The sequence below is a fragment of the Nonomuraea sp. NPDC049028 genome (genome assembly GCF_043197735.1).
In the GTDB taxonomy this organism is placed as follows: domain Bacteria; phylum Actinomycetota; class Actinomycetes; order Streptosporangiales; family Streptosporangiaceae; genus Nonomuraea.
Window position 1 is genome coordinate 890,487 of record NZ_JBICTR010000002.1, and the last position, 26,424, is coordinate 916,910.

General features: G+C 69.9%; 23 protein-coding genes. 12 read left to right on the forward strand and 11 right to left on the reverse strand.

From position 1 onward, the window contains the following. Positions 1 to 329: 329 nt before the first annotated feature. A complete protein-coding gene (locus tag ACGFJ2_RS10245) occupies positions 330 to 1,760 on the reverse strand; it encodes a WD40 repeat domain-containing protein (protein WP_393466739.1) in 1,431 nt (476 codons plus the stop codon). A gap of 439 nt (positions 1,761 to 2,199) precedes the next feature. On the opposite strand from ACGFJ2_RS10245, the gene ACGFJ2_RS10250 reads away from it, so the two are divergent. Next, entirely contained in the window at positions 2,200 to 2,814 is a 615-nt protein-coding gene (locus ACGFJ2_RS10250) for a DUF4232 domain-containing protein (protein ID WP_393466742.1), read from the forward strand. 372 nt (positions 2,815 to 3,186) lie between these two features. Here the strand turns inward: ACGFJ2_RS10250 and ACGFJ2_RS10255 are convergent, their stop codons facing one another. Next, positions 3,187 to 3,504: a hypothetical protein gene (locus ACGFJ2_RS10255; protein ID WP_393466745.1), complete on the reverse strand. Its 318-nt coding sequence runs from the start codon at positions 3,502 to 3,504 to the stop codon at positions 3,187 to 3,189. Between the two features lie 145 nt (positions 3,505 to 3,649). After that, positions 3,650 to 4,864: an FAD-dependent monooxygenase gene (locus ACGFJ2_RS10260; protein ID WP_393466748.1), complete on the reverse strand. Its 1,215-nt coding sequence runs from the start codon at positions 4,862 to 4,864 to the stop codon at positions 3,650 to 3,652. Positions 4,865 to 4,984: 120 nt separating this feature from the next. Here ACGFJ2_RS10260 and ACGFJ2_RS10265 point away from each other — a divergent pair, with 120 nt between their 5' ends. Beyond that, on the forward strand, positions 4,985 to 5,734 hold the full coding sequence (locus tag ACGFJ2_RS10265) for a TetR/AcrR family transcriptional regulator (protein WP_393466751.1): 750 nt from the start codon (positions 4,985 to 4,987) through the stop codon (positions 5,732 to 5,734). Between the two features lie 48 nt (positions 5,735 to 5,782). On the opposite strand, the gene ACGFJ2_RS10270 is transcribed toward ACGFJ2_RS10265, so the two are convergent. The 3 genes from ACGFJ2_RS10270 to ACGFJ2_RS10280 form a co-directional block, all read right to left on the reverse strand. Then, entirely contained in the window at positions 5,783 to 7,261 is a 1,479-nt protein-coding gene (locus ACGFJ2_RS10270; protein ID WP_393466754.1) for a nickel/cobalt transporter, read from the reverse strand. After that, complete coding sequence (locus ACGFJ2_RS10275) at positions 7,258 to 8,463, reverse strand: tetratricopeptide repeat protein (protein ID WP_393466757.1); 1,206 nt, start codon at positions 8,461 to 8,463, stop codon at positions 7,258 to 7,260. Before ACGFJ2_RS10275 ends, ACGFJ2_RS10270 begins: the two co-directional genes overlap by 4 nt. A 162-nt stretch (positions 8,464 to 8,625) precedes the next feature. Continuing rightward, positions 8,626 to 10,002, reverse strand: coding sequence for a DUF4331 domain-containing protein (locus ACGFJ2_RS10280; protein ID WP_357942849.1), 1,377 nt, complete (start codon positions 10,000 to 10,002; stop codon positions 8,626 to 8,628). A gap of 219 nt (positions 10,003 to 10,221) precedes the next feature. Between ACGFJ2_RS10280 and ACGFJ2_RS10285 the strand changes: the two genes are divergently transcribed. Then, the gene (locus tag ACGFJ2_RS10285; protein WP_393466760.1) at positions 10,222 to 11,934 is read left to right on the forward strand and encodes an ABC transporter ATP-binding protein; all 1,713 of its coding nucleotides are present in this window, start codon (positions 10,222 to 10,224) and stop codon (positions 11,932 to 11,934) included. Between the two features lie 234 nt (positions 11,935 to 12,168). Further along, positions 12,169 to 12,993, forward strand: a complete 825-nt coding sequence (locus tag ACGFJ2_RS10290) for a MurR/RpiR family transcriptional regulator (protein WP_393466763.1) — start codon at positions 12,169 to 12,171, stop codon at positions 12,991 to 12,993. A gap of 62 nt (positions 12,994 to 13,055) precedes the next feature. Here ACGFJ2_RS10290 and ACGFJ2_RS10295 read toward each other — a convergent pair whose 3' ends face one another. The 3 genes from ACGFJ2_RS10295 to ACGFJ2_RS10305 are packed head-to-tail and all read right to left on the reverse strand — an operon-like array spanning position 13,056 to position 15,296. Next, positions 13,056 to 13,802: an ABC transporter permease gene (locus ACGFJ2_RS10295; RefSeq protein ID WP_393466766.1), complete on the reverse strand. Its 747-nt coding sequence runs from the start codon at positions 13,800 to 13,802 to the stop codon at positions 13,056 to 13,058. Then, positions 13,799 to 14,752 carry an ATP-binding cassette domain-containing protein gene (locus ACGFJ2_RS10300; RefSeq protein WP_393466769.1) on the reverse strand — a complete coding sequence of 318 codons (954 nt, stop codon included), beginning with the start codon at positions 14,750 to 14,752 and terminating at the stop codon, positions 13,799 to 13,801. Before ACGFJ2_RS10300 ends, ACGFJ2_RS10295 begins: the two co-directional genes overlap by 4 nt. 10 nt (positions 14,753 to 14,762) lie before the next feature. Continuing rightward, a complete protein-coding gene (locus ACGFJ2_RS10305; RefSeq protein WP_357942857.1) occupies positions 14,763 to 15,296 on the reverse strand; it encodes a PadR family transcriptional regulator in 534 nt (177 codons plus the stop codon). Between the two features lie 53 nt (positions 15,297 to 15,349). Between ACGFJ2_RS10305 and ACGFJ2_RS10310 the strand changes: the two genes are divergently transcribed. The 4 genes from ACGFJ2_RS10310 to ACGFJ2_RS10325 all read left to right on the forward strand — a co-directional run bounded on the left by ACGFJ2_RS10310 (position 15,350) and on the right by ACGFJ2_RS10325 (position 19,733). Beyond that, positions 15,350 to 16,036 carry an SDR family oxidoreductase gene (locus ACGFJ2_RS10310; protein WP_393466773.1) on the forward strand — a complete coding sequence of 229 codons (687 nt, stop codon included), beginning with the start codon at positions 15,350 to 15,352 and terminating at the stop codon, positions 16,034 to 16,036. A gap of 143 nt (positions 16,037 to 16,179) precedes the next feature. Continuing rightward, on the forward strand, positions 16,180 to 17,526 hold the full coding sequence (locus ACGFJ2_RS10315) for a formimidoylglutamate deiminase (RefSeq protein ID WP_393466776.1): 1,347 nt from the start codon (positions 16,180 to 16,182) through the stop codon (positions 17,524 to 17,526). Further along, on the forward strand, positions 17,523 to 18,686 hold the full coding sequence (hutI, locus tag ACGFJ2_RS10320) for an imidazolonepropionase (RefSeq protein WP_393466779.1): 1,164 nt from the start codon (positions 17,523 to 17,525) through the stop codon (positions 18,684 to 18,686). Before ACGFJ2_RS10315 ends, hutI begins: the two co-directional genes overlap by 4 nt. A 105-nt stretch (positions 18,687 to 18,791) precedes the next feature. Then, positions 18,792 to 19,733, forward strand: coding sequence for a sigma-70 family RNA polymerase sigma factor (locus ACGFJ2_RS10325; RefSeq protein ID WP_357942866.1), 942 nt, complete (start codon positions 18,792 to 18,794; stop codon positions 19,731 to 19,733). A gap of 147 nt (positions 19,734 to 19,880) precedes the next feature. Here the strand turns inward: ACGFJ2_RS10325 and ACGFJ2_RS10330 are convergent, their stop codons facing one another. Further along, entirely contained in the window at positions 19,881 to 20,450 is a 570-nt protein-coding gene (locus ACGFJ2_RS10330) for a TetR/AcrR family transcriptional regulator (protein ID WP_357942869.1), read from the reverse strand. A gap of 113 nt (positions 20,451 to 20,563) precedes the next feature. Here ACGFJ2_RS10330 and ACGFJ2_RS10335 point away from each other — a divergent pair, with 113 nt between their 5' ends. After that, positions 20,564 to 21,361, forward strand: coding sequence for an alpha/beta hydrolase (locus tag ACGFJ2_RS10335; RefSeq protein WP_357942871.1), 798 nt, complete (start codon positions 20,564 to 20,566; stop codon positions 21,359 to 21,361). On the opposite strand, the gene ACGFJ2_RS10340 is transcribed toward ACGFJ2_RS10335, so the two are convergent. Then, a complete protein-coding gene (locus ACGFJ2_RS10340; RefSeq protein WP_357942873.1) occupies positions 21,362 to 22,276 on the reverse strand; it encodes an iron-siderophore ABC transporter substrate-binding protein in 915 nt (304 codons plus the stop codon). A 189-nt stretch (positions 22,277 to 22,465) separates the two neighbouring features. On the opposite strand from ACGFJ2_RS10340, the gene ACGFJ2_RS10345 reads away from it, so the two are divergent. Genes ACGFJ2_RS10345 through ACGFJ2_RS10355 form a run of 3 tightly spaced genes read left to right on the forward strand, consistent with a single transcriptional unit; the run spans position 22,466 to position 26,333 of the window. Beyond that, positions 22,466 to 23,776: an ammonium transporter gene (locus ACGFJ2_RS10345; RefSeq protein WP_357942875.1), complete on the forward strand. Its 1,311-nt coding sequence runs from the start codon at positions 22,466 to 22,468 to the stop codon at positions 23,774 to 23,776. Beyond that, complete coding sequence (locus ACGFJ2_RS10350; RefSeq protein WP_184756141.1) at positions 23,773 to 24,111, forward strand: P-II family nitrogen regulator; 339 nt, start codon at positions 23,773 to 23,775, stop codon at positions 24,109 to 24,111. The genes ACGFJ2_RS10345 and ACGFJ2_RS10350 overlap by 4 nt, the downstream gene beginning before the upstream one ends. After that, positions 24,108 to 26,333: a [protein-PII] uridylyltransferase gene (locus ACGFJ2_RS10355; protein ID WP_357942877.1), complete on the forward strand. Its 2,226-nt coding sequence runs from the start codon at positions 24,108 to 24,110 to the stop codon at positions 26,331 to 26,333. Before ACGFJ2_RS10350 ends, ACGFJ2_RS10355 begins: the two co-directional genes overlap by 4 nt. Positions 26,334 to 26,424 lie beyond the last annotated feature (91 nt).

Here is a 26,424-nt window from a genome sequence, read left to right on the forward strand (position 1 = left end):
CGATCTGCAAACACGCGATCACCGCTGATAGGGGCAACGGCAAGCCGGACAAACCCGCCGCCCCACGCCTGATCCACACCCACTGCCACCGTCGGCCGACCGCCGACACCGGCCAGCACTTCTGGCAGCCCGCGAGCCCACGGAGCTTGCTTGAGCCGGTTGCTCGGAAACGGGCATGGCCGGTTCTGAGGCCCGCTGCAGCAATGCAGCGGGCCCAGCGGCGACGGCGGTCGGCAACTTCCCGAAGGGCACAACAGGCTCAACTACCGCAAGCTGGCCTTTACCGGCTCATTCATCTCCCGATTCTGCCGCTTTACTGAGCGACAGGCTCACTTCCCTGACCTGCCGCCAAGAGGACATATGGCAAACGGCCTCTTGCCCAGTACGTCGGGAGGTGACTCGGTACTTACGGACTCCCAAAAACCCGGCACGGGCGGAAGGGGCGGAGACTCTCTACAAGCGTCCTCCATGAAACCCTTGCGCAGGTTGGGCAGTAGCCACGAATAGGCACCTCCCGTTCTCGTCCCCACGGCTAATGTTCTTCCGTCCTTGCTCATGGCCACCAGCCAGCTCTCGGACTCGGGCGTTCTGAGCGTTGCCAAGCTGACCGGGCGGTAGCCGTCCTTCAGCCCCCACACGATAACTGGGTCAGAACTCGCCGGACCGCTTGGCTCATCATCCACTGTGACAGCAATAGATCCGTCATAGGAGATTGCCACCGGAGTCGCCCATTCGGGGATAATAGACAAATCACCCAGATGAGTCGGCGACTGCGGATTGGTCGTATCCCACACTCCTCGTCCGATTATCGCCCTCTTGCCATCTGCGCTAAGCGCGCCACTGCTCCATTCGCGCACCTCCGGCTCGAGTGTCGCGCTTTTGAGCTCCGCAAGCTTGGTGGGCCGGCTCGGATCAGTCATGGACCAGAAAATTGCAGAATCATCGCTGACAGTAAGCAGCGTTTTACCATCGGATGTCCCGGATAAAATACGAACTCCAGACGCATGTTCATGCCTGCGCGCCAGCTGCCTTGGCTTCCGTCCGGCACCCAGATTCCAGATCTCAATGGAACCGTCCTCGAACCCTGCGAACAGGGTCGTGCCGTCAGCGGTCAACGACAACTCGAGAAGCTGTTCGCGGTAGTCACCTTTACGCACGGGCGTCCTGGACGGCCTATCAGGATCGCCCAGATCCCACACATCGATGCCGCCGCTCACGTCTTCGCCTGTTACCGCCCTCCGCCCATCCGAGGACAGGGCTATCGGCCCAGACCCAGCACCAAGGGTGCCCGTTCTGGTGGCCTGAAGATTCTCTCTGCCTGACTCAGGACCCTTTCCCTGGAGTTGCCAAATTCCGTAGCCCTCCTGGGCGTCAGAGATAAGCGCCGTTCTGCCGTCGGCAGCCAACGCGACATCGACAATGGTCGCACTGCCCGGAAATAGGCCACGACGCTCTATGGCGAGCGTATCCGCAAGTGCAGATGTAGTGTAATCATCCGAGTGGATCCCCACGGCAACGTAGCCTAATAGCTTTGCGGCATACCAATCGTGATCGCGTTGTTTGACGCCGTCGAGGGCAATCGCCCGTGCTTGGGAGACCAGCAAATCTTGCTGGTGCACATATATAGGCACGGCCGCCACCAGCGCAACACATACCAAACCGATGACGACGCGAAGCCACAGCGAGCGGCCTCGCCTTTCCCCTGGAGATGGTTCGTTGCCAGTACTTGGATTCGACGGGTGTTCGCTGAAAGTCTCCATCAGATCAAATCTATCTCCCTAGGGGGCTTCATGAGAGACTGCGCGAATACCAGCGAGCCGGCTGTCGTTCGCCGCTTGTGCTGATCCAGTGACAGTCGGGGAGGATTCCCATGTCAGCGGCGGCGGAGTGTTCAGCCCTTTCGTGGCCGGCTCGCCCACCACCTCGCGCGGTGTCTCTAGCGGAAGCGAACCCTTGGGCCGCTTGCTATTGTCACGAGTCTTGCCCTCGCCCTGCGGCTGAGTGGCGGCCGGGCCGACGAGGTGCGGCAGTTTTTCCGCGGACCCGGAATCCTGGACTGGAACACCACTGACGGAGCCTGAAGATGGAGAACCGGGGAATCTGACAGAGAGGGCATCGCCAAGGTGGTTGGCGTCGAACGGCAACGATCGCCATCCCACCCGGCGGTCCTTTCCTCGGCGGTCCGGCAAGATGGGGCCGATGACCGTCATGTCCGCCGTCCGGGCGTTCTCCCTTTTTGTGCTCTGCCTCGCCGGCTGCGGCGTAGACGGGCCAGGCGCCGCGCCGGTCGGCCCGTACCACTCCACGATCGCACCGCGGCCGACGTCGTGGTCCCCTTCCCCCACGCCGTCCTGCCCCGGCTCGGGGACGTCGTTGACCGCCGAGGAGCCGAACGCCGCCATGGGGCTCCGCGTCCAGACCGTGACCCTCACCAACTGCGGCAACAAGGTACGCAGCGTCCACGGCTACCCCCGCGTCCGCCTCTTGGACAAGGCCGGCGAGCCACTCGACATCGAGATCGACAGAGGTGCACGACAGGTCACGACCGCGGTCAAGGACCCCGGCTCCAGAATCCTGTCCCTCCGCCCGGGCCGCTCCGCCCGCTTCACCCTGGTGTGGCGCAACACGTACGGTGGCACCGATCACCCACCCGCGCTCGGCACCACCCTCGTGGTCGGCGGCCACCGCGTCCCCGGCAACTTCGACCTCGGCTCGACCGGCCGCCTGGGCGTTACCGCTTGGGAACCGGCGAGTAGCCCCCGAACCCCTGAAGGGGGGCGCATCAGCGACGTTCCCTGGCCAACCGCGAGGTGACGCTCCGACGTCGACCATGACCGAGGAACTGCTTGGCGCGCATGTTCTCGGTGTGCTTGGGCTCCAGCCCTGTGTTCATCATCCGGCAGATGTCCTTGGCGCGCAGCCCGTCCGGTGCTTGCTCTACGATCGCCAGGTCTGCTGGTAGGCGGGCGGGAGCGAGGTCGCCTCGGGGCTGGATTCGGGCAGGTCGCCGGTCATTTCCAGGATCGTGTCGCGGGTGATGCGCAGCCGGGACAGCACCTGTTCGGCCGCGCTCAGCTGCGCGGATAGTTCGGCGATCTGCTTGTGCAGCCGGTCGGCTTCGGCTTGTGCGGCGGCTTGGCGTTCGGCCAGGCACTCCAGAAACGCGCGTATTCGCGCCCCAGCCTGCTATGTCGGCGTCTGGCTGGGTTGGCGCCAGGTTGGGGTGGTCGGGGTGGTCGGCCTGGTCAACCGCCGGGTCATGTTGTCGGTCATCGACCAGTAGATCATCGATTCGGAGCTGGTGGGCAGCGCCTCATAGTCACGCGCCAGCCGGCGGTGCAGCATCAGCATGCCGAAGACCTGCTCGGCCACCCAGCGCTTGGGCAGCGGCGCGAACCCGATGGTGTGGGGGTCGCGGGGCACCACTTCCACATCGAGGCCCAGGCCGACGCCATGAGCGATGACCGCGTTCTTGAACCCGGCGTCGGTCCACGCTTTGGTCACGCTGGGGTTGTCGGCTGCGACGACGCCGCACGTGACGTCGCGTTCGCCATGCTCGCCGGCTATGCGGCGGCCACCGAGACGGGGGTGCGGCAGCCCTGAAGCGCCGACCTGCCCACCGATCCTCGGTAAGAAGTGGTCGAGACGCTCAACGGGCTTCGGAGGGCACCTCTTGGAGTGGTTTGTCCCAGTCGATGTGGTGTTCGTAGATCCAGCGGCTCGGGTCGTTGCCGGTGCGGGCCATCTGTTTCATGGCCAGGCTCATGATCAGGTCACGCGGCACCCGGGCGACGGGACCGAGCGTCTTCCAGCCGCCGGTGCGATTGCCCTGCGCGACGACGCGTTCCACGCGCTCGCGCCGTAGCCGTTCGTAGGCGGCGAACGCGGCGGCGATGTCCGGGCTGTCCCGCAGGCACTTGGCCAGCACGACGGTGTCCTCGATGGCCATGGCCGCGCCCTGCCCGATCGAGGGGGCGGTCGCGTGGGCCGCGTCGCCGATGATGACCATCCGGTCGTCGTGCCACTTCGGTACGGTCGGCACGTCGTAGGTGCTCCAGCCCGCGAAGCTCTCGCCGGTCGCCGCGATGATGTCCGCGGCGGGCCCGCGATCGTGCCGGAACAGGTCGATCAGCCGGGACCGCCACTGTTCGGGGGTGATCGCGGCCAGTTCTGCGGGGGTGGGCTCGGCGGCCTGGGCCGGATTCGCCGCCCACCACACCTCGCCGCTCGGATGCGTCGTGTGGGTGAAGAAGCAGCGCTTGCCGAAGATCGCGTTCATCGTGCCCGGCTCGCAGCCGGTGGAGACGCCGCGGGCGTAGCCGCCCGTGTTGAGCAGCCCGCCGTAGCGCGCGTCCGGAGCGTGCGGGTCGATGATCTCGCGGGTACGTGACCGCAGGCCGTCCGCGCCGATGAGCAGGTCGCCGCGGACCGAGGTGCCGTCGGCGAACCTCGCCAGCACCCCGTCGCCGGTGCTCTCGGCGTCGACGAGCCGCTTGCCGTACTCGACGCGCACGCCGGATCGGACGGCCAGCTCGCGGAAGGCGCGGTAGAGGTCGGCCCGCTTGACGGTCCGGCTCACCGTGCCGTCCAGCAGGGCGGTGCCGTACGGCAGCTCGCCGAGTCGCCTTCCGGAGCCGTTGGTGAACACGATGCGCGGCGTGTCGAAGCCGACGTCGCCGAGGTCGACATCGAGGGCGCGCAAGGCGTCGAGCGCGTTCACCGCGAGCGTCAGGAAGGCGCCCGTGTGGTCCGCGGTCCGGTCGTACGCCTCATAGACGAACGGCGTGATCCCCACCTTGCGCAGGGCGACCGCGCATAACGAGCCCGCTATCCCACCACCGATGATCAATGCTGTGTATGTCATACACTGAGTGTATGTCATACACTTGACGAGAGCGCAAGCGTGCGGCCGAGCCCCTCGGCGACGGCGGCGGGGATGGACGGACGTCGCGAAAGGTGAGGACGATGCGCGAAGGTGAGGACCATGAACGACAAGCTGCCGCCGGGGCTCGACCTGCTCTGGGGAAGACTCGACGAGCCGGCGCCTGAACCCAGGCAGGGGCTCAGCCCGCCGCGCATCGCCCGCGCGGCGGTCGAGCTGGCCGACGCCGGCGGCCTTGACGCCGTGTCGATGGCCAGGGTCGCCGAGCGGCTGGGCTTCACCACGATGTCGCTCTACCGGCACGTCAAGAGCAAGAATGAGCTGCTGCTGCTGATGCTGGACACGGTCGCGGCCGTGCCCGCCGAGCTCGACGAGCCCTGCGACGACTGGCGGCTCGGCCTGGAGCGCTGGTGCGCGGCGCAGTGGGTGATGCTGCGCGCCCACACCTGGATCGTGGACCTGCCCGTCACCGGACCGCCGATCACCCCCAACCAGCTGGCGTGGACCGATCGCGCCCTGGGCGCGCTGCGCGACACCGGGCTCCCCGAAAGCGACAAAGCGGGCGTGGTCCTGCTGATCGCCAACTACATGCTCACCACCGCGCGGATGAGCGCGCATCTCGGCCCCGCCGCCTCGGGGGAGTCGATCGCCGCCTACAGCGCGCTGCTCGGCGACCTCGTCGACGCGCGGCGCTTTCCGGCCCTGCGCACGGCGGTCGACGCGGGCGCCTTCGACTATCCGGCGGACACCGCCGAGCCGGAGCGGCGCTTCGACTACTCCTTCGGCCTCGCCCGGATCCTGGACGGCGTGGACACGCTCATCCGTCAGCGCGGCGGCCCCGGGGCGAGCTAGAGCGTGGCGGCCCCGAGGCGAGCCAGGGTGCGGTGGTCCTGGGGCGGGCTAGAGCGCGATGGCCGAGCGGAGGGCCAGGCCCGCGCCCAGCAGCATCACCATGCCGGCCGTGCCCAGCGGCGCCAGGGTGGACAGCCGGGCGGCGAGGCCCCGCCCCCGTGAGGCGCGCCGTTCGAGGCGGTCGACGAGCTTGACCAGCAGCAGGCCCGTCACGGTGAGCGTCGCCGCCATGCCGAGGCCGTACGCCGTGACCAGGGCCACCCCGAACCAGGTACGACCCAGCGCGATCGCCCCCAGCAGCACGATGAGCGCCGACGGGCTCGGCACCAGCCCGCCCGCCACTCCCATCCCCAGTAGCCCGGCCCGCGTCGAGCCCTCGTGCCCATGCCCATGCCCATGCCCGTGGCCGTGCTCGTGCGCATGGCCGTGACCGTGACCGTGGCCATGCCCGTGGCCGTGCCCCTGACCGGTGGCGCGGCGGGTGGACAGGAGCAGGCGCAGGCCGATGAAGGCGATCAGCACGCCGCTGGCCACCCCCAGCCACCCCAGCACCGCCTCCCCGGCCAGCGCCGTGAACGCGCTCAGCAGCAGGCCCACCACCAGCACCCCGACCGTGTGCGTGGCCGTCACCGTGGCCCCCACGACCAGGGCGTCACGCGGTCGTCCGCGCCGCCCGGCCAGGTACGCGGCCATGATCGTCTTGCCGTGTCCGGGGATCAGCGCGTGCCCGGCCCCGAGGAGCATCGCCAGGGCCACGGCCAGCAGCCCGAGCGGCACGGTGAGCGAGTCGGCGCCGACCAGGCCGGTGAACGTCCGGTCCAGCGCCGCCAGCGCGTCCCCGATCGGTCCACCGACGCTGATCGTGCCGAGCCCGGAAGGCGTACCGCCGGAGCCGGGGGAGCCGCCGGACAGGGCGGAGGCGCCGCCGCCGACGGTGACGGCGGCGGTGCGCTGGTCGAGCGGGTCGGTCAGCAGGTCCTCCGGGTATTCGCGCAGCTCGTTACTCACGCTGACCGCCGGCACGGACGACTGGGTCAGCCGTACCCCATCGCCGACGGCGGTGATCTCGCGCCAGCCGATCCGTTCCTGCTCGAACGCGTCGGTGAAGGACACCGCGCCCGACACCCGGGCCTCGGCGACCAGCCCGCAGGTCAGGCGGCTGGTCTGCAGACCGCCCTGCCCCGGAGCGTAGGCGAACGCCGAACGCGACACTCGCCACGGCACCGCCGTACCCCGGACGGTGAGCCGCTGGGCGGCGGCCAGCGTGGCGCAGGTCCTGGCCGCGTACGAGCCGTCCACGCCCGGTTTCGCCTGGAGCGTCGGCAGTTCCGCCGCGTCCACGACCGCCTCGTTCTCCACCCGGTCGGGCCGCAGGCGCAGCCCGTTGTAGTGGTTGACGGTGAAGTTCCCGAGCGGATGCCGGGCCACCGTCTCCGCCCGCGCCGCCGCCACGAACAGCGCCGAGGCGCACGTCGACAACACCAGGCCCGCGACGACGGACAGCAGGCCGAGCCGGAGCACCCTCATGAGAACCTCGCCAGTGCGGGCAGGGACGGATCGAAGCCCGGAGGCACGCGCGCGGGCTTGCCGAGCGCGCGCTCGATCCGGGCGCGGTGGTAGCCGAGCAGCGGGTTGCGCCAGCCGGTCGAGGTGGCCTTCTTCGCGTACGGCAGGGCCTCGCGCGGCTTGCCCGCGTTGAACAGGGCCCAGCCGAGCGCGTCGGCGGCGACGAGGTTGGGATTGCGCGCGTACTCGGTCCTGGCATGCCGTACGGCCAGCGCCGGGTCGCCGTGATCGGCCTCGAACTCGGCCCAGGTGAGGTCGTCCCGCACCCCCGCGGCCCGCAACAGCTTCCGCTGGGCCTCCAGCAGGGTCCAGTCCGGTTTCAGGCCCGCCTTGATCCGGGTCTCGCCCTGCTCGATCAGGTACTGCGACAGCGGCAGCCGCTCGACCACCCGCTGGTAGAGATCGAGGGCCTCGGCCGTCCGCCCGCCGAGCGCCGCGACCCTGGCCTGTCCGGCGAGCGCGGGGGTGTAGGCGGGGTAGGCCTGGAGCGCCTTGGCGTACCAGTCGCCGGCCGCGGCCAGGTCGCCCGAATGCAGGGCCAGTTCGCCCAGGTAGTAGCGGGTGTAGGCGACGTCCGCCGGGGCGTAGGCGTCGTTCTGGGCGTACTCCAGGAACTTGCGCGCCCCCGTCCGGTCGCCCCGCAGCTCGGCCGCGTAGGAGGCGCGGGCGAACGACGCCACGCCGGGACGCAGCCCCATCATCCTGTCCACGGCCTTCGAGGCCCCGTTCAGGTCGCCGAGCTGCGTCTTCGCGTCGGCCAGCACCCCGTGCGCCACCGCGCTGTAGGGGTTGACGCCGATGGCCCGCTGCGCCAGACGTACCGCGTCGGAGAACTCGTGGCGGCCGGCGGCGAGCGCCGCCTGGCCGGTCAGGACCGCGTCATCGGCCGGGTTCAGCCGGGCGGCGGTGGCCAGGGCGCCTTGGGCCTTGGTGTAGTACGACGGGTCGCCGGTGACCCTGGCCTGGTCGACGTACTCCAGGCCGAGCTGGGCCCAGCCGCGGTAGTCGCCGGGCAGGCGCTTCAGGCGGGCCTGCAGCGTCTCCGTGAAGGTCACGGCCTGCGTGGTTCCAGTAGAGGTCGCCGGCGGGGCGTAGACGGCGTAGGCCGTGACGGCCAGCGCGCTGGCCACGACGAGGCCACCGGCAAAGGCGAGGGATCGCATCCAAGGCTCCGGAGATCGGAAGGGGTCGGCGCGGACGGGTCGAGGGCCGGCCGGCCCTGACGGGGGACAAGGCCGGCCGGCCGGGGGCGCGGCGGGAGTTTGGGAGACGGGCCCGCCGCGGAGGGACCGGCCGGCCCGGAGAGGAGGCCGACCGGTCGGGGCTCACCGCTGGTTCACCGCCACGTTGCTGGGCAGCGGGATGTACGGGAACGAGTCCAGGATGGGCTTGTCGTTCTTGTCGACCTTGTCCGTCAGACCCGGGACGAGCTTGCCGGACAGCGCGGCGCCCGCCACGGCCTGCAGCGAGATGTCCACGACGTCGTCGGACAGGCGGCGGCCGTTCGGGAAGCCCGCCAGGTCACCGGCCAGCACGCCGAGCCGGTTGGGGTCCTTGGACGGCGGGACCGCCATGTTGAGCCGCAGCATCTCGGCGGGCCGCAGCCGGCCGGCGTCCTTGTTGAGGGTCTGCGAGTTCAGGTCGGCCTTGATCGGCCCGTTGCCCTTGGCGATGCCGGTCAGGAAGATCTCGACCAGGTCGCCACGCGGGGTCGCCGGCGCCTTGATGCCGTAGATGCCCTCCAGCAGCCTGGCCACCTCGGGGTCGGTGACGCGCTTGACCACGGCCGGGATTCCGGCGTCCTTGACCGGGGGCAGCGAGTTGAACGCGTCCTTCAGACCGGCCGGCATCACGACCTCGTTGACCAGCGGGTTGCCCAGGCGGGAGACCTGGACGTAGCCGTTCGGGCGCCACTTGTCCGTGGTGGACCAGATGCCGACCACCGGGTTGCGCCGGGCGTCGCCCCGGAGCGCCAGGTCGTGGGCGGGCACCTGGACGGCCAGGGTGCTCACGTTGTAGCCCTTGGTGGTGTCCTGGCCGACCTCGGACAGGTTGCCGCCGTAGAGCAGGTCGAAGACGCGCAGGTCCAGGAAGAACGCCTCGTCGGACTGGCCGGCGTAGGCCTTGCCGCCGTTCGGGAGGCTCTTCAGTGACTGGGCGCGCAGCGTGCCGTAGTCGGGCATCGAGGCGGGGCCGACGTTGCTCGGCGCGACGATGCCGTCCGAGATGAGCGTCCTGGTGCCGCCCTCGGTGATCCGCCTGAGCGTGTAGTGCTGGCGGAAGAGCAGGTTCTCGTCGTGGAGCGAGGTGACGGGCCCGTTGTTGTACAGGAACGTGGCGTTGCCGCGCCGGTCCTCATCGCGGAAGGTCCACTGGTAGACGATGTCGGGCTTGGCGTCGCCGTCGTTGTCGATCTTGATGTTGTAGCGGGACTTGGTGTCGAACGTGTAGAAGTTCGGGCCGCCCTGCGGCTCCTGGAACGGGATCCAGTTGGCCAGCAGCGTCACCGTGTCGGCCTTGTCGGGGCTGACGAACGCGTACACGTCGGTGTTGTCGTTACGCGGGTCCCCCGCGATCATCGGCGCCTCGCGGTGCGAGGAAGCGTCGCCGGAGTCGGTACGGAGCAGGGCGAACGAGGAGGCGGTCAACGCCGCCGCGACGCCCAGTCCGACTAGAGCGCGCCGGTTGATCCGGAGCTCCATGTTCGGTCCTTTCGAGAGTGCTGATCGAGATCGAGAGGTTCCGGCCGGGTTCCTCGACGGCGTATTCGTCGCAACTCCGCGAACGGATGTGTCTTCTCCTCCTCGAGAATGAGACGTCAACGAAGGTTGACATACTTTGGTCGTCAATTTAGGTTGACGGGTGCGGATCGCGATCCGCCGTTCGTTGGGTTTTCGGGATATGTCGCGAGAGGAGACACGGTGATCAGAGAGCTGCTCGCCTACATGCGCCCGCACAGGAAGATCCTGGTGCTCGGGGGGTTACTCGGCCTGGTCGGCTCGGCGGCGGGCCTGGCGATGCCGTTGCTGGCCAAGTACGTGGTGGACGCCTTCGGCCAGGACCGGTCGATGGCCGGGCCGTTGCTCGGGCTGACCGTGGCGGTGCTGGTCGGAGCGGTGGTGTCGGCTCTGGGCACGTACCTGATGGAGCGCACCGGCGAGGGCATCGTGCTGGGCGCGCGGCGCCGGCTCATCGACCGGATGTTCCGGCTCAAGGTCGCCGACGTGGACCGGCTCAAGCCCGGCGACCTGCTGTCGCGGGTGACCGGTGACACGACGCTGTTGCGGGCCGTACTGACCAACGGGGTCGTGAACTCGATCGGCGCGGTGTTCATGATGGCCGGCGCGATCATCATGATGGCGACCATGGACGGCGTGCTGCTGCTGGTCACTCTGCTCGTGGTGGTGGTGATCGGCGGGCTGACCGGGCTGGTGATGCCCAGGATCCAGCGGGCGCAGAAGCAGGCCCAGGAGGCCGTCGGCGAGATGGGCGCCGTGCTCGACCGGGCGCTGCAGGCGTACCGGACGGTCAAGGCCAGCGGCGCGGAGGAGCGCGAGATCGCGGTCGTCGGCGGCGCCGCCACGCGCGCTCGCGACCGGGGGCTGCAGGTGGCCGGGTGGACCTCGCTGGCCGGCGTGGCGACCTGGATGACGGTGCAGATCGCCTTCCTGTGCGTGCTGGCCGTCGGCGGGGCGCGGGTCGCCTCGGGCGTGCTGGAGGTCTCGTCGCTGATCGCGTTCCTGCTCTACCTGTTCTACCTGGTCGCGCCGATCGGGCAGATCGTCGAGGGCATGGTGCAGCTGCAGCAGGGCCTGGCGGCGATGAAGCGGATCAAGGAGATCGAGGACCTGCCCGCCGAGCCCGTCGGCGCCACGGTTCCGGCACTCCTCGCGGCGCGGCCGGCCGGGGTGCGGTTCGAGGACGTGGTGTTCCGGTACGGGGACGACCGGCCGATCGTGCACGACGGGGTCAGCTTCGAGGTGCCGCCCGGCGGGCTGACCGCGCTCGTCGGGCCGTCGGGCGCGGGCAAGTCGACGGTGTTCGCCCTGCTGGAGCGGTTCTACGAGCACCAGGACGGATTGATCACGGTCGACGGCCGGGACATCCGCGACTGGCCGCTCGCCGAGCTGCGGGCCACGCTGGGCTATGTCGAGCAGGACGCGCCCGTGCTGGCGGGCACGCTCAGGGAGAACCTGCTCTTCGCCGCCCAGGACGCCACCGAGGAGGAGCTGCGACGCGCGATCACCCGCACCCGCCTGGACGACCTGGTCGCCAGGCTGCCCGAGGGGCTCGAGACGGCCGTCGGACACCGGGGTGTGCTGCTGTCGGGCGGCGAGCGGCAGCGGGTGGCGATCGCCAGGGCGCTGCTGCGCAAGCCCAGGCTGCTCCTGCTCGACGAGGCCACCTCGCAGCTGGACGCGGTCAACGAGCTCCGGCTGCGCGAGGTCATCGCCGAGGTGGCCGCCGAGACGACCGTCCTCGTCATCGCGCACCGGCTGTCGACGGTGACCAACGCGGACCGCATCGTGGTCATGGAGGCGGGCGGGGTACGCGCGGTCGGTACGCACGACGAACTGGTGGGCCAGGACGACCTCTACCGCGAACTGGCCGCGACCCAGTTCCTGGTGAGCTAGCCCCGTCTTCCGAACGTGCCGCCCCTTGGCGGGCCCAGCCCTGTCTGGGTGAACCGGGCCAGTACTGCGAGTGACATAGGTGAATATGCTCATTCAGGGCTCGCGCCGGGCGAGCGCCGCAAGGCCCGACAACCGGGCCATCCTGGAGCTGTTCCCCGGCAACGAGCCGCCGGCCGGGTGGATCCACCTGGCGCGGGAGGGATGAGAAGTCGGACAGATAGTGTTGGAGCTGCTGTGACAGGTGGATACCACAGTGGTCTGGCCGGGCTTCTCGACGGGCGGCGACTTTCTCCGGTGCAGCGGCGGATCGCCCACTACCTGTCCGAGCATCTCGACGAGGCGATCTTCCTGTCCAGCGTCGAGCTGGCCGAGCGGTCAGGGGTGAGCCAACCGTCCGTGACGAGGTTCGCCATGGTGCTCGGCTTCGCCGGCTATCCGGAGCTGCGGCAGGCGCTGCGCCCGCTGGTGCTGGGCGGGCCGCCGGAGGAGAGCCTGCTCCAGGGCGCCATCGACAGTGAGATCCGTAACCTGGCCGCAGTCAGGGAGCGGCTGGCGGGCCTGCCGCTGAAGGAGCTGGGGGAGTCGCTGGCCGCCACCGAGCCGCTCCCGGTGCTGGGGCTGCGGGTCTCCTGCGGGCTGGCCACCACCTTCGCCTACTACGCGCGGCGGATCCATCCGGAAGTGCGGCTGCTGACGCACGGCGGCTCCGAGCTGATCGAGGGGCTGCACGCCGCGCGGCGGGCGGGCGCCGAATGGCTGCTCGCCGTGGTGCTGCCGCGCTATCCGGCCGAGGTGATGCACGCCCTGGAGTACGCCGAGAAGCTGGGCCTGCGGATCGCCGCCATCTGCGACAAAGCCGACTTCCCCGCCGAGGTGGTGCTCGACGCGCCGGTGGGGGACCGGCTGGTGTTCGACTCCCACGCGGCGCCGCTCACGCTGGCCATGGCCCTGGTCGATGCCATGGCCGACGCCGCGCCGCTGCGTACCCAGGCCCGGCTGGAGGAGTACGAGCGGATGACCGACGAGACCGGCACATTCGTCACCGGCGATCTCCCCTGACCGGTTCCGGGCCGCCCGCTTCCGGTCTGACCGGTTCCGGTTCCGGCCCGACCGGCTTGGGGCTAACCGGCGATCCGGCGCAGTGAGCGCACCGACCAGGTCACGGTCAGCGCGGCCAGCACCAGCATGACCGCGAACGCGATCGGGATCGACACGTCGGTCAGATTCCCCGCGAACAGCGCCCGCCCCGCCACCACCGGGTGGTACATCGGATTGAACACGGCCACCTTCCGCATCCACTCCGGCGCCAGCGTCATCGGCAGCAGCGCCCCCGACAGCAGCATCACGGGCAGGGCGAAGAACTGCATGATCTGCGCCATGCCGTTCTCGTCCCGCAGCGACAGCGCCAGACCGTACGCGATGCCGGAGGAGAACAGGCCGGTCACCGCGATGAGCAGCACCATGACGACGAGCCCGGGCAGGCTGGCGCGCATGCCCATGACCAGCGCGATCACGATCACCACGACCGACTGGAGCATGAGCACGACCCCGTCGCGGAGTGTGCGGCCGAGCACGATCGACGGGCGCCAGGCGGGGCTGACCGCGATGCGCTCCAGGACGCCGCTGCGCAGCTCGTAGATCATGCCGTAGCCGACGCCGATCGCCCCGAACAGCGCGGTGATCACCAGCATGCCCGGCGCGAAGCTCGTGAGCTGCGCGGAGATGGGCTGCCCGGCGGCACCCGCCACCAGCGGGCCGAACAGCAGCAGGTACACCACCGGCTGGACGATGCCGAACAGCGGCCAGATCGGGTTCCTGAACGTGTTGCGCAGCTCGTACACCAGAAAAAGCAGCGTGTGGCGGATCATGCGGCGGCTCCGGTGTCGCGCAGGGATCGGCCGGTCTTGGCCAGGAAGACGTCGTCGAGGGTGGCGCGGTCGAGCGCGATCGAGGACAGGGCGAGGCGCTGCTCCTCCAGCGCCCGCAGCAGTGTGGGCAGGGCGTGCTCGCCGTCGTCGACGTACACGCGCAGCACGTCGTCGTCGACGCGCGTCTCGCGGGCGTACGGCTTGAGCGTTGCGGCGGCCCGCTCCGTCTCGTCCAGCCTGAGCGTGACGACGTCGTCGGCGACCTCGCGCTTGAGCTCGCCCGGCGTGCCCTCGGCCACCACCAGGCCGTGGTCGACGATCACCAGCCGGTCGCACAGCGCGTCGGCCTCGTCGAGGTAGTGGGTGCTGAGCAGCACGCTGGTGCCGAGCTCGCGCAGCTGCCTGACGCGGTCCCAGAGATTGGCGCGGTTCTGGGGGTCGAGCCCGGTGGTGGGCTCGTCGAGGAAGAGCAGCGGCGGGCTGTGCACCAGCCCGAGCGCGATGGCCACGCGCCGTTTCTGGCCGCCGGAGAGAGTACGGCCGGGCCGGTCGGCGATCTCCGTCAGGTCGAACCTGGCGAGCACGTCGGCCGTGGCCCCGGCCGGGTCGGGCACACTGTGGATCTTCGCGGCCATGATGATCTGCGCTCGTGGCGTGGTGCTCTCCTCAACCCCGCCGGCCTGGCTGACGTAGCCCAGGTTGCGCCGGACGGCGCCGGGTGCCTTGAGCAGGTCGTGCCCGGCGATGGTGGCCGTGCCGGCGTCGGGCGTGATCAGCGTGGCGAGCATTCTGATCGTGGTCGTCTTGCCGGCGCCGTTCGGGCCGAGGACGCCGAAGATCTCGCCCTTGCCCACTTCGAGGTCGACACCACGGACCGCTTCCACGGTCTGGGTGCCCCTTCTGCCTCTGGTGACGAATGTCTTGCGTAAGCCGTGCGCCTCAATGATCATTTGCGGCTCCTTACGGTAGTTCGTCGTTCTCGACTCTGGTGACCGCCTTCTCCGCCCAGTCGAGGTGTGCGGCGAGCATGGCGACGGTCAGGCGGAGGTTCTCGTCGACGTGCCGGGGGGCGCCGTAGCGCTGCTTGACGCCGTAGATGCTCTCCATCGTCTCGATCGACATCCTGAGCTGCCGGATCCTGCCGTCGAGCGCGTCGAGGATCTCCTGCTTGGGCAGGCGGTCCATGAACGTGAGCGCCACCTGGAAGGGATCGATGATCGGCCTGATGTCGTACCAGGTCTCGAGCAGTTGCCGGTGGAAGTCCCTGCGGCCCGCCTCGGTGATCTCGTAGACCGTCTTGCCGCCCTTGCCGCTCTCGACCACCTCAAGCAGGCCCTCTTCGGCCATCTTGCTCAGCCCGTGATAGATCGAGCCGAACGCCACGTTGGCCCAGTGCTCCGCGCCCATCACCTCCAGATGCCGGCGGACCTGGTATCCGTTGAGCGGCTTGTCGAGGAGGCAACCGAGGATGAGCACACGGGTTGAAGAAGACATATACAAGTTTGTAGTCAAATTTGAACTCATGTCAAGGTCATAAACTGAGCCGCATGACTGAACGACCGATCGCGCTGGTCACCGGCGCCTCCCGTGGTGTCGGCGAAGCGATTGCCAGAGCGCTGGGGCCCACGCACCACGTCATCCTCGGCGGCCGCGACCGCGACGCGCTGGCCGCCCTGGCGGCCGAACTGCCCGATGCCAGGGTGTGGCCGGTCGAGCTGACCGAGGTCACCGAGGCCGACGTGGCGGGCGTCGAGCGACTCGACCTGCTGGTGCACAGCGCCGGGATCGGCCTGCTCGGCAAGGTCGCGGAACTGAAGACCGACGTGTGGCGCAGGACGATGGAGCTCAACGTGATCGCCGTCGCCGAGCTGACCCGGCTGCTGCTGCCCGCGCTCAGAGGGGCCGGCGGTCATGTGATCTGCGTCAACTCCGGCGCCGGGCTCCGGGCGAACCCCGGCTGGGGCGCCTACGCGGCGAGCAAGTTCGCGCTGCGGGCCTTCGCCGACGCGCTGCGCCAGGAGGAGACCGAGCTCAGGGTGACCACCATTTACCCGGGCCGGGTGGACACCGACATGCAGCGCGGCGTCCGTGAGCAAGAGGGCGGCGACTACGAGCCCGACAAATACCTCAAGCCCGAGTCCGTGGCCCGCGCGGTGCTGGCCATCGTCAACGCCGGGCCCGATGCGCACCTGACCGAGCTCACGCTGCGGCCCAGCGCGGGCCCGGTCAACTGAATGGATTCATTCACTACCGCGTCCTCGCCCCCGCCGGGGGTCGTACGCGATCCCACCGGCGTGTCCCAATCCCCGGACGAGCATGCCGAGCAGGCAGACTGCGAGGCGGGGGTCGTCGCTCTCGCGAACGTTCTGGAGGACCTGTGTCGGTGACCTACTGGTGCGAGCACGCCTGGCTGCCCGACGGCGTCCACGAAAGCGTGCTCATCAGGGTCGACGGGACCCGGATCGCCGACGTGACGCAGGGCGACCCTGACGGCGCCGAACGCCTGGCGGGCCTGACGATGCCCGGCCTGGCCAACGCCCACTCCCACGCCTTCCACCGGGCGCTGCGCGGCATCACGCAGGCGGGCGCGGGCGACTTCTGGACGTGGCGGGAGCGGATGTACGAGGTGGCCGCGGCGCTCGACCCGGACCGTTATCTCGCCCTGGCCAGGGCCGCGTACGCGGAGATGGCGCTGGCGGGGGTCACCTGCGTGGGCGAGTTCCACTACCTGCACCACGCGCCGAACGGCCGGCCGTACGACGACGCGAACGCGATGGGCCACGCGCTCATCCAGGCCGCCCGAGACGCGGGCCTGCGCATCGCGCTGCTCGACACCTGCTACCTGACGGGCGGCATCGGCACAGGCGCGGCGGCCGGTGGCGGCACGGGACTGGTGGGGGCGCAGGTGCGCTTCGGGGACGGGGACGCCGACCGGTGGGCGAGCCGGGCCGACGAGCTGGCCGCCGCCTACAAGGGGCAGCCCGACGTGGAGATCGGCGCGGCCGTCCACTCGGTGCGGGCCGTACCGGCGGAGCAGATGCCGGTGGTCGCCGAGTTCTCCCGCCACCACGCGGCGCCGCTGCACGCGCACGTCTCCGAGCAGCGGGCCGAGAACGCCGCGTGCGTGGAGATGTACGCGGCCAGCCCGGTGCAGGTGCTGCACGAGCGGGGCGTGCTCGGACCGCGCTCCACCGCCGTCCACGCCACCCACCTGAGCGACGTCGACATCGAGCTGCTCGCCCAGTCGGGCACGCACATCTGCATGTGCCCCACCACCGAACGCGACCTGGCCGACGGCATCGGGCCCGCCAGGACGCTGTTCGACCGCGGCGCGCCCATCACGCTCGGCTCCGACAGCCATGCCGTCGTCGACCTGTTCGAGGAGGCCAGGGCGGTCGAGCTGGACGAACGGCTGGCCACCGGCGAGCGCGGCCACTGGCGCGCCGAGGAGCTCCTGACCGCCGCCACGGCCGCGGGCCACACCTCGCTGGGCTTCCCCGACGCCGGGCTGCTGGTGCCGGGCGCCTGGGCGGACCTGGTCTCCGTACGCCTCGACTCGGTCCGTACGGCGGGTGCCGGCGGGGTGGAGGCGGTGGTGTTCGCGGCGACGGCGGCCGACGTGCACTCGGTGATCTCAGGTGGCCGGCGCGTCGTGTCGGACGGGCGGCACACGCTGGGCGACGTGGGCGCCATGCTGACCGAGGCGATTGGATGGGTTCGATGACCTCTGTGCTGTTCGACGGGATCAAGCTGCTCTACACCGGGGATCCGGAGCGGGAGGAGATCGAGGACGCGGCGCTGGTCGCCGAGGACGGCCTGGTCACCTGGGTGGGCCCGGCGGAGCGGGCGCCGGACGCCGACGAGCGGGTGGACGCCGGGGGCCGGGCCGTCATCCCGGGGTTCGTGGACAGCCACGCGCACCTGGTGTTCGCCGGTGACCGGACGCACGAGTTCCAGGCGCGCATGTCCGGCGTGCCCTACACCGGTGGCGGCATCAGGACCACGGTCGCCGCCACGCGCGCCGCCTCCGACGCGGAGCTGGCGACGAGGGCCGCCGCCCTGGCCGGCGAGATGCGGGCGCAGGGCACCACGACCGTGGAGATCAAGAGCGGTTACGGGCTGACCGTCGAGGACGAACGGCGCTCGCTGGAGATCGCCACTGGCCTGACCGACGAGACCACCTACCTCGGGGCGCACGTGGTGCCGTCGGGCATCGGGGCCGACGACTACGTGCGGCTGGTCACCGGCGAGATGCTGCGGGCGTGCGCGCCGTACGCCAAGTGGGTGGACGCCTTCTGCGAGCGCGGCGCCTTCGACGGCGACCAGACCAGAGCGGTGCTGGCGGCCGGGATCAAGGCGGGGCTGCAGGCCAGGGTGCACGCCAACCAGCTCGGTGAGGGGCCCGGCGTGCAGATTGCCTGCGAGGTAGGCGCCGCCTCGGCCGACCACTGCACCCACCTGAGCGCCGCCGACGTCGACGCGCTGGCCGCCTGCGCCCCGAAGGACGCCCCTGGCACCGTGGCGACGCTGCTGCCCGGCGCCGAGTTCTCCACCCGCTCGCCCTACCCCGACGCCAGGAGGCTGCTCGACGCGGGGGCGGTCGTCGCGCTGGCCACCGACTGCAATCCCGGCTCCTCATACACCTCGTCGATGGCGTTCTGCGTGGCGCTGGCCGTGCGGGAGATGGGCATGACGCCGCTGGAGGCGGTCAGGGCCGCGACCCGTGGAGGGGCCCGCGCGCTGCGGCGTACGGACGTAGGCTGGTTGCTACCGGGAGCCCGCGCGGACCTCGTCGTGCTCGACGCTCCGTCCTACGTCCATCTCGCCTATCGGCCGGGTGTTCCCCTCGTTCACCAGGTGTTTCTCGGTGGTCTCCTCCTTTAGGAGGACATCCAGAACCGTCCCCTGGTCGTAGCCCTTTAGGGAATCTTTGCATCTGGCCGGACGTTGGCCGGATAAGAACGTAGCTGCGGAACGAGGTGCCTGGGGATGGCAAGGCCTACGGGGAGTCGCACGCAGGAGCAGCACGTCGCTGATCGCGATCTGCTGGGGACCTACCTGGCGGAGATCGGGCGGGTCCCGCTGCTCACGGCGGAGGAAGAGGTGGAGCTCGCCAAGCGCATCGAGGCGGGCCTCTTCGCCGAGCAGCTGCTCGACAGCGGGGGTGCGGAGCCGCGCATCGGTGACGCGGCCGATGAGGAGCTGGAGCGCGTCGCGGTCTCCGGCCGGCGGGCGAAAGACGAGTTCATCCAGGCGAACCTTCGCCTGGTGGTGGCGGTGGCCCGCAAATACTCCGGCCGCGGGATGCCGCTGATCGACCTGGTCCAGGAGGGGAACCTGGGGCTGGTCCGGGCGGTGGAGAAGTTCGACTACAAGCGGGGTTACAAGTTCTCGACGTACGCCACGTGGTGGATCAGGCAGTCCGTGGGCCGGGCCATCCACGAGCAGGCGCGGCCGGTGCGGCTGCCCACCCACGCGGGTGAGCAGATGACCAGGCTGATGCGGGTGCGCCGGGACATGCTGGCGGAGTTCGACGTCGAGCCGACCGACGAGGACCTCGCCGGGATCCTGGAGCTGCCGATCGAGCGGGTTCGGGAGCTGCGCCGCTGGGCGTCGGACCCGGTGTCGCTGCAGCTCGGGGTGGGCGACGAGGACGAGACCGAGCTGGGCGACATGATCGCCGACGAGACCTGGGCCGATCCGGAGCAGCAGGCGATCGACATCCTGGAGCGCGAGCGGCTCGACCAGTGGCTCACCGATCTCGAGGGTGACACCCGCGACATGCTGCGCTGGCGCTATGGGCTGGTGGACGGTCGCGAGCACACCCTGACCGAGGTGGGCGAACGCTACGGCATCGGTCGCGACCGCGCCCGCCGCATCGAGCGCGACGCGCTGGCCCGGCTGCGGAAGATGGCCACCGCGGCGGCATAACAACCAATTTTCTTTTACGGCAGAGCACGGTGGGCCCCACCCGCCGTGCTCGGTTGCCGTCTGTCCAGGGGCACGCTCCTCCGGTGGCGCGGGCTGGGCGCCGTGACGTGCGCATTCTTGGCCCCGGTCCGTGGATCCCAGCCGTCTTCAGGGGTGGTGCAGGATGCGCCGGAGGAACTCCTCTACCGCCGCCTCCGCCGTTTCGCGCTCGCCGCCCCTGGCGACCAGCAGGGCGCTCTCGTTGATGGCGGCCAGCAGCATGTGGGCGTGCAGGTCCAGGAAGCCGTCGGGGATGGCGTCCGTGGCGCGTAGCGCGCCCTTCAGCATGCCGAAGGAGTAGCGCTCCTCCATCGCCCGCCACCGCTCCCACCCCAGCACCGACGGCGCGTCGATCAGCACGATGCGCTGGATCACCGGATCGCCCGCGAGCCTGATCCAGGCCAGAACGCCGGCCCGCAGCGCCTCGGCGGGGTCGGTGATGCCCGCGACCGCCTCGACGATCTTGACGCCGATCCCCGCCTCCGTCGCCTCCAGCACCGCCTCGAACAGCGCGTCCTTGCCCGCGTAGTGGTGGTAGAGGGCGCCTCGGCTCAGCCCCGACTCCTGGAGGACCGCCTCGATCGAGGTGCCCTCGTAGCCGTGCTCGGCGAACAGCCGCGTGGCGATCGCGAGGAGCTGGTCGCGGGTGGCCGCGCCGCGTTCCGCCTTGAGGTTCATGGAACCACTGTAGAAGCGGACCTCTGCCCGCAGGCCATAGACAAACCGACAGTCGGTCTGTAATTTCATATACCGACAGTCGGTTTGTAATCCAGGCATGAGGACACAAGATCATGAACGACATCAGTTACGTGGACGTCGGCGACGGACCGGTCGCCCTGTTCGTGCACGGCGTAGGCACCAGCTCCTACCTCTGGCGCAACGTCATCGCCGAGCTGCGCGACGAGCGCCGGTGCGTGGCGATCGACCTGCCCCTGCACGGCGGCAGCGCGCCGCGCGACGACCTCTCCATCCCCGCGATGGCCGAGGCGGTGGAGGAGCTCTGCGCCGAGCTCGGGCTGGACCAGGTCGACCTGGTGGCCAACGACACGGGCGGCGCGGTGGCGCAGGTCTTCGCCGTACGCCACCCGGAGCGGCTGCGCTCACTCACGCTCACCAACTGCGACGTCCACACCAACACGCCGCCGGAGACCTTCCAGCCCACGGTCGACCTGGCCGCCCGGGGCGAGCTCGCGCCGCTGACCGCCGCGCTGCTGGACCAGCCGGAGCTGCTGGCCCGGACGGCGCTCGGCGACGGCTATGAGCGCATCGACGATCCGGCGGACCTGGTCGACCACTACCTGCGGCCGATCTTCGACAAGCCCGACGGCGGGCGGGCCTTCGAGCGGCTGCTGACCTCGATCGACGCCAAGGACATGATCGCGATCGAGCCGCTGCTCACCGTGCTGGCCGTGCCGACCCTGGTGGTGTGGGGGACCGGCGACGTCTTCTTCGACGTGAGCTGGGCCCGCTGGCTGCGCGACACGATCCCTGGCGTGAAGGAGATCGTGGAGATCGAGGGCGGGCGGCTGTTCTTCCCCGACGAGCGGGCCGGCGAGCTGGTGCCGCACCTGCGCCGGTTCTGGGGCTGATCAGGCGAGCGGGGCCAGGTACTTGTCCAGGTCGTCGAGGATCCCGCCGGCGGCCGTGACGCCGATGCCGAGCATCCAGACCTCGTCGTCCACGTTGTGGGCGTTGCCCGACTTGACCGCCCCGAGGTTCTTCCAGAGCGGGCCGCCGGTCACCGACGCCTGGCTCTTGGCCGCCGCCTGGCCGTAGGCGGTGTAGAAGACGGCGTCGGCGTCGGCCTGGGCGATGTTCTCCTGGCTCAGCTTGCCGAAGCGCTTGTCCTGCTGCGTGGCCAGCATCTGCGTCTCCGGGCGGGGGATGCCGGCGTCGCCGACGACGATGCCGCTGAAGGACTCGGGGCCGTACATCCGGATCTCCGTCGGCATGAAGCGGACGATGCTCACCTTCAGCTTCGCGTACTTGGCGCCGACCTGCTTGGCCCGCGTCTCGTAGGCCGACAGCAGCCCGGCCGCCTGGTCCTTCTTGCCCAGGGCCTCGGCGTCGAGCAGGAAGTTCTGCTTCCAGGTGACGCCGACCTTCTCCGTGAACACGGTCGGGGCGATCTTGCTGAGCTTGTCGTAGAAGGCCGCCTGCCGGAACTTGGTGCCGAGGATGAGGTCCGGCTTGAGCGCCATGATGGCCTCGATGTTCGGCTGCTGGAGGGTGCCGACCGCCTTGGTCGCCGACAGCGCCGAGCCGAGGTACTTCGGCCACGCCTGGCTCTCGGTGGCCTGGGCCGCGCCCACGGGGGCCAGGCCCAGCGAGACCATCGTGTCGAGTTTGTCGGTGTCGAGAACCACGACCCGCTTCGGCTCCATCGGCACCTTCGTCTGGCCCATGGCGTGGGTGACCGTCCTGGTCGGCCCCGCCTGCTGGGCGGTGGTGGAGGTGCCGCAGGCGGCGAGCACGAGAAGGGGCAGCAGGAACGCCAGACGCATTGGGGGATCCCTTGATCGATTAGGTTAGGCAAGCCTAAGTCTATGCCCGAATATTCGGAACGCGCGGTCCGAAACATGGACGAAACACCAGTGGGACGAGATTCACGAATGTGAAACACACCCGGTCGAGCCACGAAACTCCGGGCGAACACGCTGTGGCCACACGTCACATGTAAGGAGGGTCGCGTCGTGAAGATCGACAGCGGCACGACGGCCTGGATGCTAGCGGCCACCGCGCTGGTGCTGCTCATGACACCAGGGCTCGCGTTTTTCTACGGGGGCATGACCAGGGCCAAGAGTGTCCTGAACATGATGATGATGTCGTTCGTCAGCATCATCACCGTCACCATCGCCTGGGTGCTCTACGGACACTCGCTGGCGTTCACCGACAACAGCATGTCGTGGCTGAACAACTTCGTCGGTGGTCTCGACGCCCTCGGGCTGCAGAGCCTGGTCGAGACGGCCACCAAGCCCGACGGCACCGGCATGCCCAGCCTGGTCTTCTCGGCCTTCCAGCTGACGTTCGCCATCATCACCGTCGCTCTGATCAGCGGCGCCATCGCAGACCGGGCCAAGTTCGGCGCCTGGGTGCTGTTCAGCTTCATCTGGGCGAGCATCGTCTACTTCCCCATCGCCCACTGGGTGTGGGGCACCGGCTGGCTGAACGCCCTGGGCATCGAGGACTTCGCCGGCGGCACGGTGGTCCACATCAACGCCGGTGCCGCGGCGCTGGCGCTGGCCCTGGTGCTGGGCAAGCGCAAGGGCTGGCGCAAGGAGCCGATGCGGCCGCACAACCTGACACTGGTGCTGCTCGGTGTGGGCCTCCTGTGGTTCGGCTGGTTCGGTTTCAACGCGGGCTCCGAGCTGGCGGTCGACGGCACGGCCGGCCTGGCGTTCATGAACACCCAGATCGCCACCGCCGTCGCGGCCGGCGCCTGGATCGTGGTGGAGAAGCTGCGCGACGGCCACGCCACCAGCCTCGGCGTCGCCTCCGGCGCGGTCGCCGGTCTGGTCGCCATCACCCCCGCCTGTGGGTTCATCGACCCGTGGGCCGCGATGCTGCTCGGCCTGATCGCCGGCGCGGTGTGCGCCTACGCGGTCGGCCTGAAGTACCGCTTCAACTTCGACGACTCGCTCGACGTGGTCGGCGTGCACCTGGTCGGCGGCGTGATCGGCGCCGTCTCGCTCGGCTTCCTGGCCGTGTACCCCTTCCTGGACCAGCAGAACAAGGGCCTCTTCTACGGCGGCGGCTTCACCCAGCTCGGTCTCCAGGTGCTCGGCCCGATCGCGGTCGGCGGTTACTCCTTCATCGTGACCTGGGTCATCGGTAAGATCATCGACAAGACGATGGGCTTCCGCATCCCGGTCGAGGACGAGGTCACCGGCATCGACGTCACCACCCACGCCGAGACGGGATACGACCTCGGTACGGTCCACGCCTCGGGCGTGAGCTCCCCGAACGGCCCTCTGGCCCCGGTAACCAAGAAGGTGGAAGCATGAGGCTCATCACCGCCGTCATCAAGCCGTTCAAGCTGGACGACGTGAAGGCCGCCCTCGAACAGTTCGGCGTCAAGGGCATGACGGTCAGCGAGGCCAGCGGCTACGGCCGGCAGCGCGGCCACACCGAGGTCTACCGCGGCGCCGAATACCAGGTGGACCTGGTCCCCAAGGTGCGCCTCGAGGTGCTGACCGAGGAGGAGGACGCCGAGGACGTGATCGACGTCATCGTCAAGGCGGCTCAGACAGGCAAGATCGGTGACGGCAAGGTGTGGTCCGTCCCGGTCGACACGGTGATCCGGGTCCGCACCGGAGAACGGGGTCCAGAGGCCCTGTGAGGGGTGAGGCTCGTACCTACGCCGCGGCCCGCAAGGAGCGGGCCGCGGACACTGACCGCTGGCTCAAAGACCTCTTCCGTACGGCGAGTGACGGCGAGCACGTCGCACTGGTCGCCGTAGGGAGCCTGGGGCGCGGCGAACTGGCCCCCGGCAGCGACCTCGACCTCGTCCTCCTGCACAACGGCAGGGACGACGTGGCGCGGATCGCCGACCGCGTCTGGTATCCGATCTGGGACTCCGCCGTCGGCCTCGACCACTCGGTGCGAACCGTGGACGAGGCCGTGGCGGTCGCCCGCGACGATCTCAAAGCCGTGCTTGGCCTCATCCAGGCCAGGCACATAGCGGGCGATCCCGAGCTGACGAAGAAGGCCAGGGAGTCCGTGCTCGCCGAGTGGCGCGCCGACTCCCGCCGCCGGCTCGGCGAGCTGCGTGAGGCGGCGGACCGGCGCGCACAGGCCAGCGGCGAGCTGGCCTTCCTTCTCGAACCCGACCTCAAGGACGGCCGCGGCGGCCTTCGCGACGTCCAAGCCATGCAGGCTGTGGCAGCGGCCTGGGTCGCCTCCGCGCCCGGTCCCCGGGCGCGTGAGGCCTATGAGTTCATCCTCGACGTACGCCACGCCCTGCACACCGTCACCGCGCGAGGCACCGACAGACTGGTGCTCCAGGAGCAGGAAGCCGTCGCCGGGCTGCTCGGCTTGCTCGACGCCGAGGCCCTGATGCGCAGGCTCGCCGAGGCGGGCCGGACGATCTCTCACGCCTTCGACGCCACCTGGCGCACGGTTGACAGGCTGGTGTCGGGACCGGCTCCACGGGGCCGCCGGCCGCTGGCCGACGGCGTGGTCGAGCACGGTGGTGAAGTGGTGCTCGCGCGTGGCGTCGACCCGCGCAAGGACCCGGTCCTGGTGCTGCGCGCCGCCGCCGCGGCGGCCGACTCGGGGCTGCCGCTCGCCCCCGCCACCATGTCCGTCCTGGCTGCTCAGTCGCCCCCCATGCCCGTGCCGTGGCCCGAGGAGGCCCGTGACGCGCTGGTGTCCATCCTGGGCGCGGGCCGGGCCGCCGTGCCCGTCTGGGAGGAGCTTGACCAAGCGGGCATTCTTGTCAGGCTGCTTCCTGACTGGGAGCGCGTACGACACCGCCCGCAGCGCAACCCGATCCACCGGTTCACCGTCGACCGGCACCTGATCGAGGCCGCCGCCAACGCCGCCAGCCACACCCGCGAGGTCTCCCGCCCCGACCTGCTGCTGATCTCGGCGCTGCTGCACGACATCGGCAAGGGCTGGCCCGGTGACCACTCGGCGACCGGCGAGGTCGTGGTCCGCGACATCGGGACCCGCATCGGCCTGCCCGCCGCTGACGTCGAGACGCTGGCCACCGTCGTACGCCACCATCTGCTGCTGCCCGAGACCGCTACCCGCAGGGACCTCGACGACCCCGTCACGATCGAGAAGGTCGCCGGCACGGTCGGCTCGCGCGAGGTGCTGGACCTGCTCGCCGCGCTGGCCGTCTCCGACGGGCACGCCACCGGCCCGGCCGCCTGGAACGCCTGGAAGGCCGGGCTCGTCGCCGACCTCGTGCGCCGCGTCCGCTCCGTGCTGTCCGGCGCGCCGCCGCCCAAGGCGCCCAGCCTGTCGGCCGAGCAGGCCGCGCTGGCCCGTCACGGCGGCGCCGCCATCCGCGTCCATGGGGGAGCCGTCACGGTCGTCGCCCCCGACCGGGCCGGGCTTCTGTGGAGCGCCGCCGGCGTGCTGGCCGCGCATCGCTTGATCGTCCGCTCCGCCTCGTCCGCCGCCGCCGGCTCCACCGCGGTGATCGAGTTCTCCGTCATCCCCGAATACGGCACCCCGCCGGACCCCGCCACGCTGGAGGCCGATCTCCGTCTGGTCCTTGCTGGGCGCCTTGACATCGAGCAGCGTCTTGCCCGCCGTACCAGGTCTATGAGACCCCCTCGTGTTCCTGTCGCTCCACCCCGTGTCACCTTGGTAGACGATGCCTCGGCGACCGCTACCGTCGTTGAAGTCAGGGCCCATGACAGACCGGGACTCCTGTGGCGCATTGGACGGGCTTTCGGCGAATGTGGTCTTGACGTGAGGGCCGCTCGCGTGGAGACTCTCGGCGCGGAGGCGGTGGACGTCTTCTACGTGGTCGATCGTGCCGGACGGCCCCTCAGCGACGGCGCCCAGCGGACCCTGGTCCGCGATCAGGTGCTTGCGGCACTTCGATAACCAACAGCACACACGAGTTACGGGTATGTTTTGCAGCGACGTGCCCGTTTTGCCGGGAAAGTCGGGTGCTTTACCTAGTGGACGGGCTCAA

What these genes read in the sequence shown, in the direction of transcription:
- ACGFJ2_RS10245 (WP_393466739.1), bottom strand. Translation starts at nt 1,760, where the DNA reads ATGGAGACTTTCAGCGAACACCCGTCGAATCCAAGTACTGGCAACGAA.
- ACGFJ2_RS10250 (WP_393466742.1), top strand. Translation starts at nt 2,200, where the DNA reads ATGACCGTCATGTCCGCCGTCCGGGCGTTCTCCCTTTTTGTGCTCTGC.
- ACGFJ2_RS10260 (WP_393466748.1), bottom strand. Translation starts at nt 4,864, where the DNA reads ATGACATACACAGCATTGATCATCGGTGGTGGGATAGCGGGCTCGTTA.
- ACGFJ2_RS10265 (WP_393466751.1), top strand. Translation starts at nt 4,985, where the DNA reads ATGAACGACAAGCTGCCGCCGGGGCTCGACCTGCTCTGGGGAAGACTC.
- ACGFJ2_RS10270 (WP_393466754.1), bottom strand. Translation starts at nt 7,261, where the DNA reads ATGAGGGTGCTCCGGCTCGGCCTGCTGTCCGTCGTCGCGGGCCTGGTG.
- ACGFJ2_RS10275 (WP_393466757.1), bottom strand. Translation starts at nt 8,463, where the DNA reads ATGCGATCCCTCGCCTTTGCCGGTGGCCTCGTCGTGGCCAGCGCGCTG.
- ACGFJ2_RS10280 (WP_357942849.1), bottom strand. Translation starts at nt 10,002, where the DNA reads ATGGAGCTCCGGATCAACCGGCGCGCTCTAGTCGGACTGGGCGTCGCG.
- ACGFJ2_RS10295 (WP_393466766.1), bottom strand. Translation starts at nt 13,802, where the DNA reads ATGATCCGCCACACGCTGCTTTTTCTGGTGTACGAGCTGCGCAACACG.
- ACGFJ2_RS10300 (WP_393466769.1), bottom strand. Translation starts at nt 14,752, where the DNA reads ATGATCATTGAGGCGCACGGCTTACGCAAGACATTCGTCACCAGAGGC.
- ACGFJ2_RS10305 (WP_357942857.1), bottom strand. Translation starts at nt 15,296, where the DNA reads ATGTCTTCTTCAACCCGTGTGCTCATCCTCGGTTGCCTCCTCGACAAG.
- ACGFJ2_RS10310 (WP_393466773.1), top strand. Translation starts at nt 15,350, where the DNA reads ATGACTGAACGACCGATCGCGCTGGTCACCGGCGCCTCCCGTGGTGTC.
- hutI (WP_393466779.1), top strand. Translation starts at nt 17,523, where the DNA reads ATGACCTCTGTGCTGTTCGACGGGATCAAGCTGCTCTACACCGGGGAT.
- ACGFJ2_RS10325 (WP_357942866.1), top strand. Translation starts at nt 18,792, where the DNA reads ATGGCAAGGCCTACGGGGAGTCGCACGCAGGAGCAGCACGTCGCTGAT.
- ACGFJ2_RS10330 (WP_357942869.1), bottom strand. Translation starts at nt 20,450, where the DNA reads ATGAACCTCAAGGCGGAACGCGGCGCGGCCACCCGCGACCAGCTCCTC.
- ACGFJ2_RS10335 (WP_357942871.1), top strand. Translation starts at nt 20,564, where the DNA reads ATGAACGACATCAGTTACGTGGACGTCGGCGACGGACCGGTCGCCCTG.
- ACGFJ2_RS10340 (WP_357942873.1), bottom strand. Translation starts at nt 22,276, where the DNA reads ATGCGTCTGGCGTTCCTGCTGCCCCTTCTCGTGCTCGCCGCCTGCGGC.
- ACGFJ2_RS10350 (WP_184756141.1), top strand. Translation starts at nt 23,773, where the DNA reads ATGAGGCTCATCACCGCCGTCATCAAGCCGTTCAAGCTGGACGACGTG.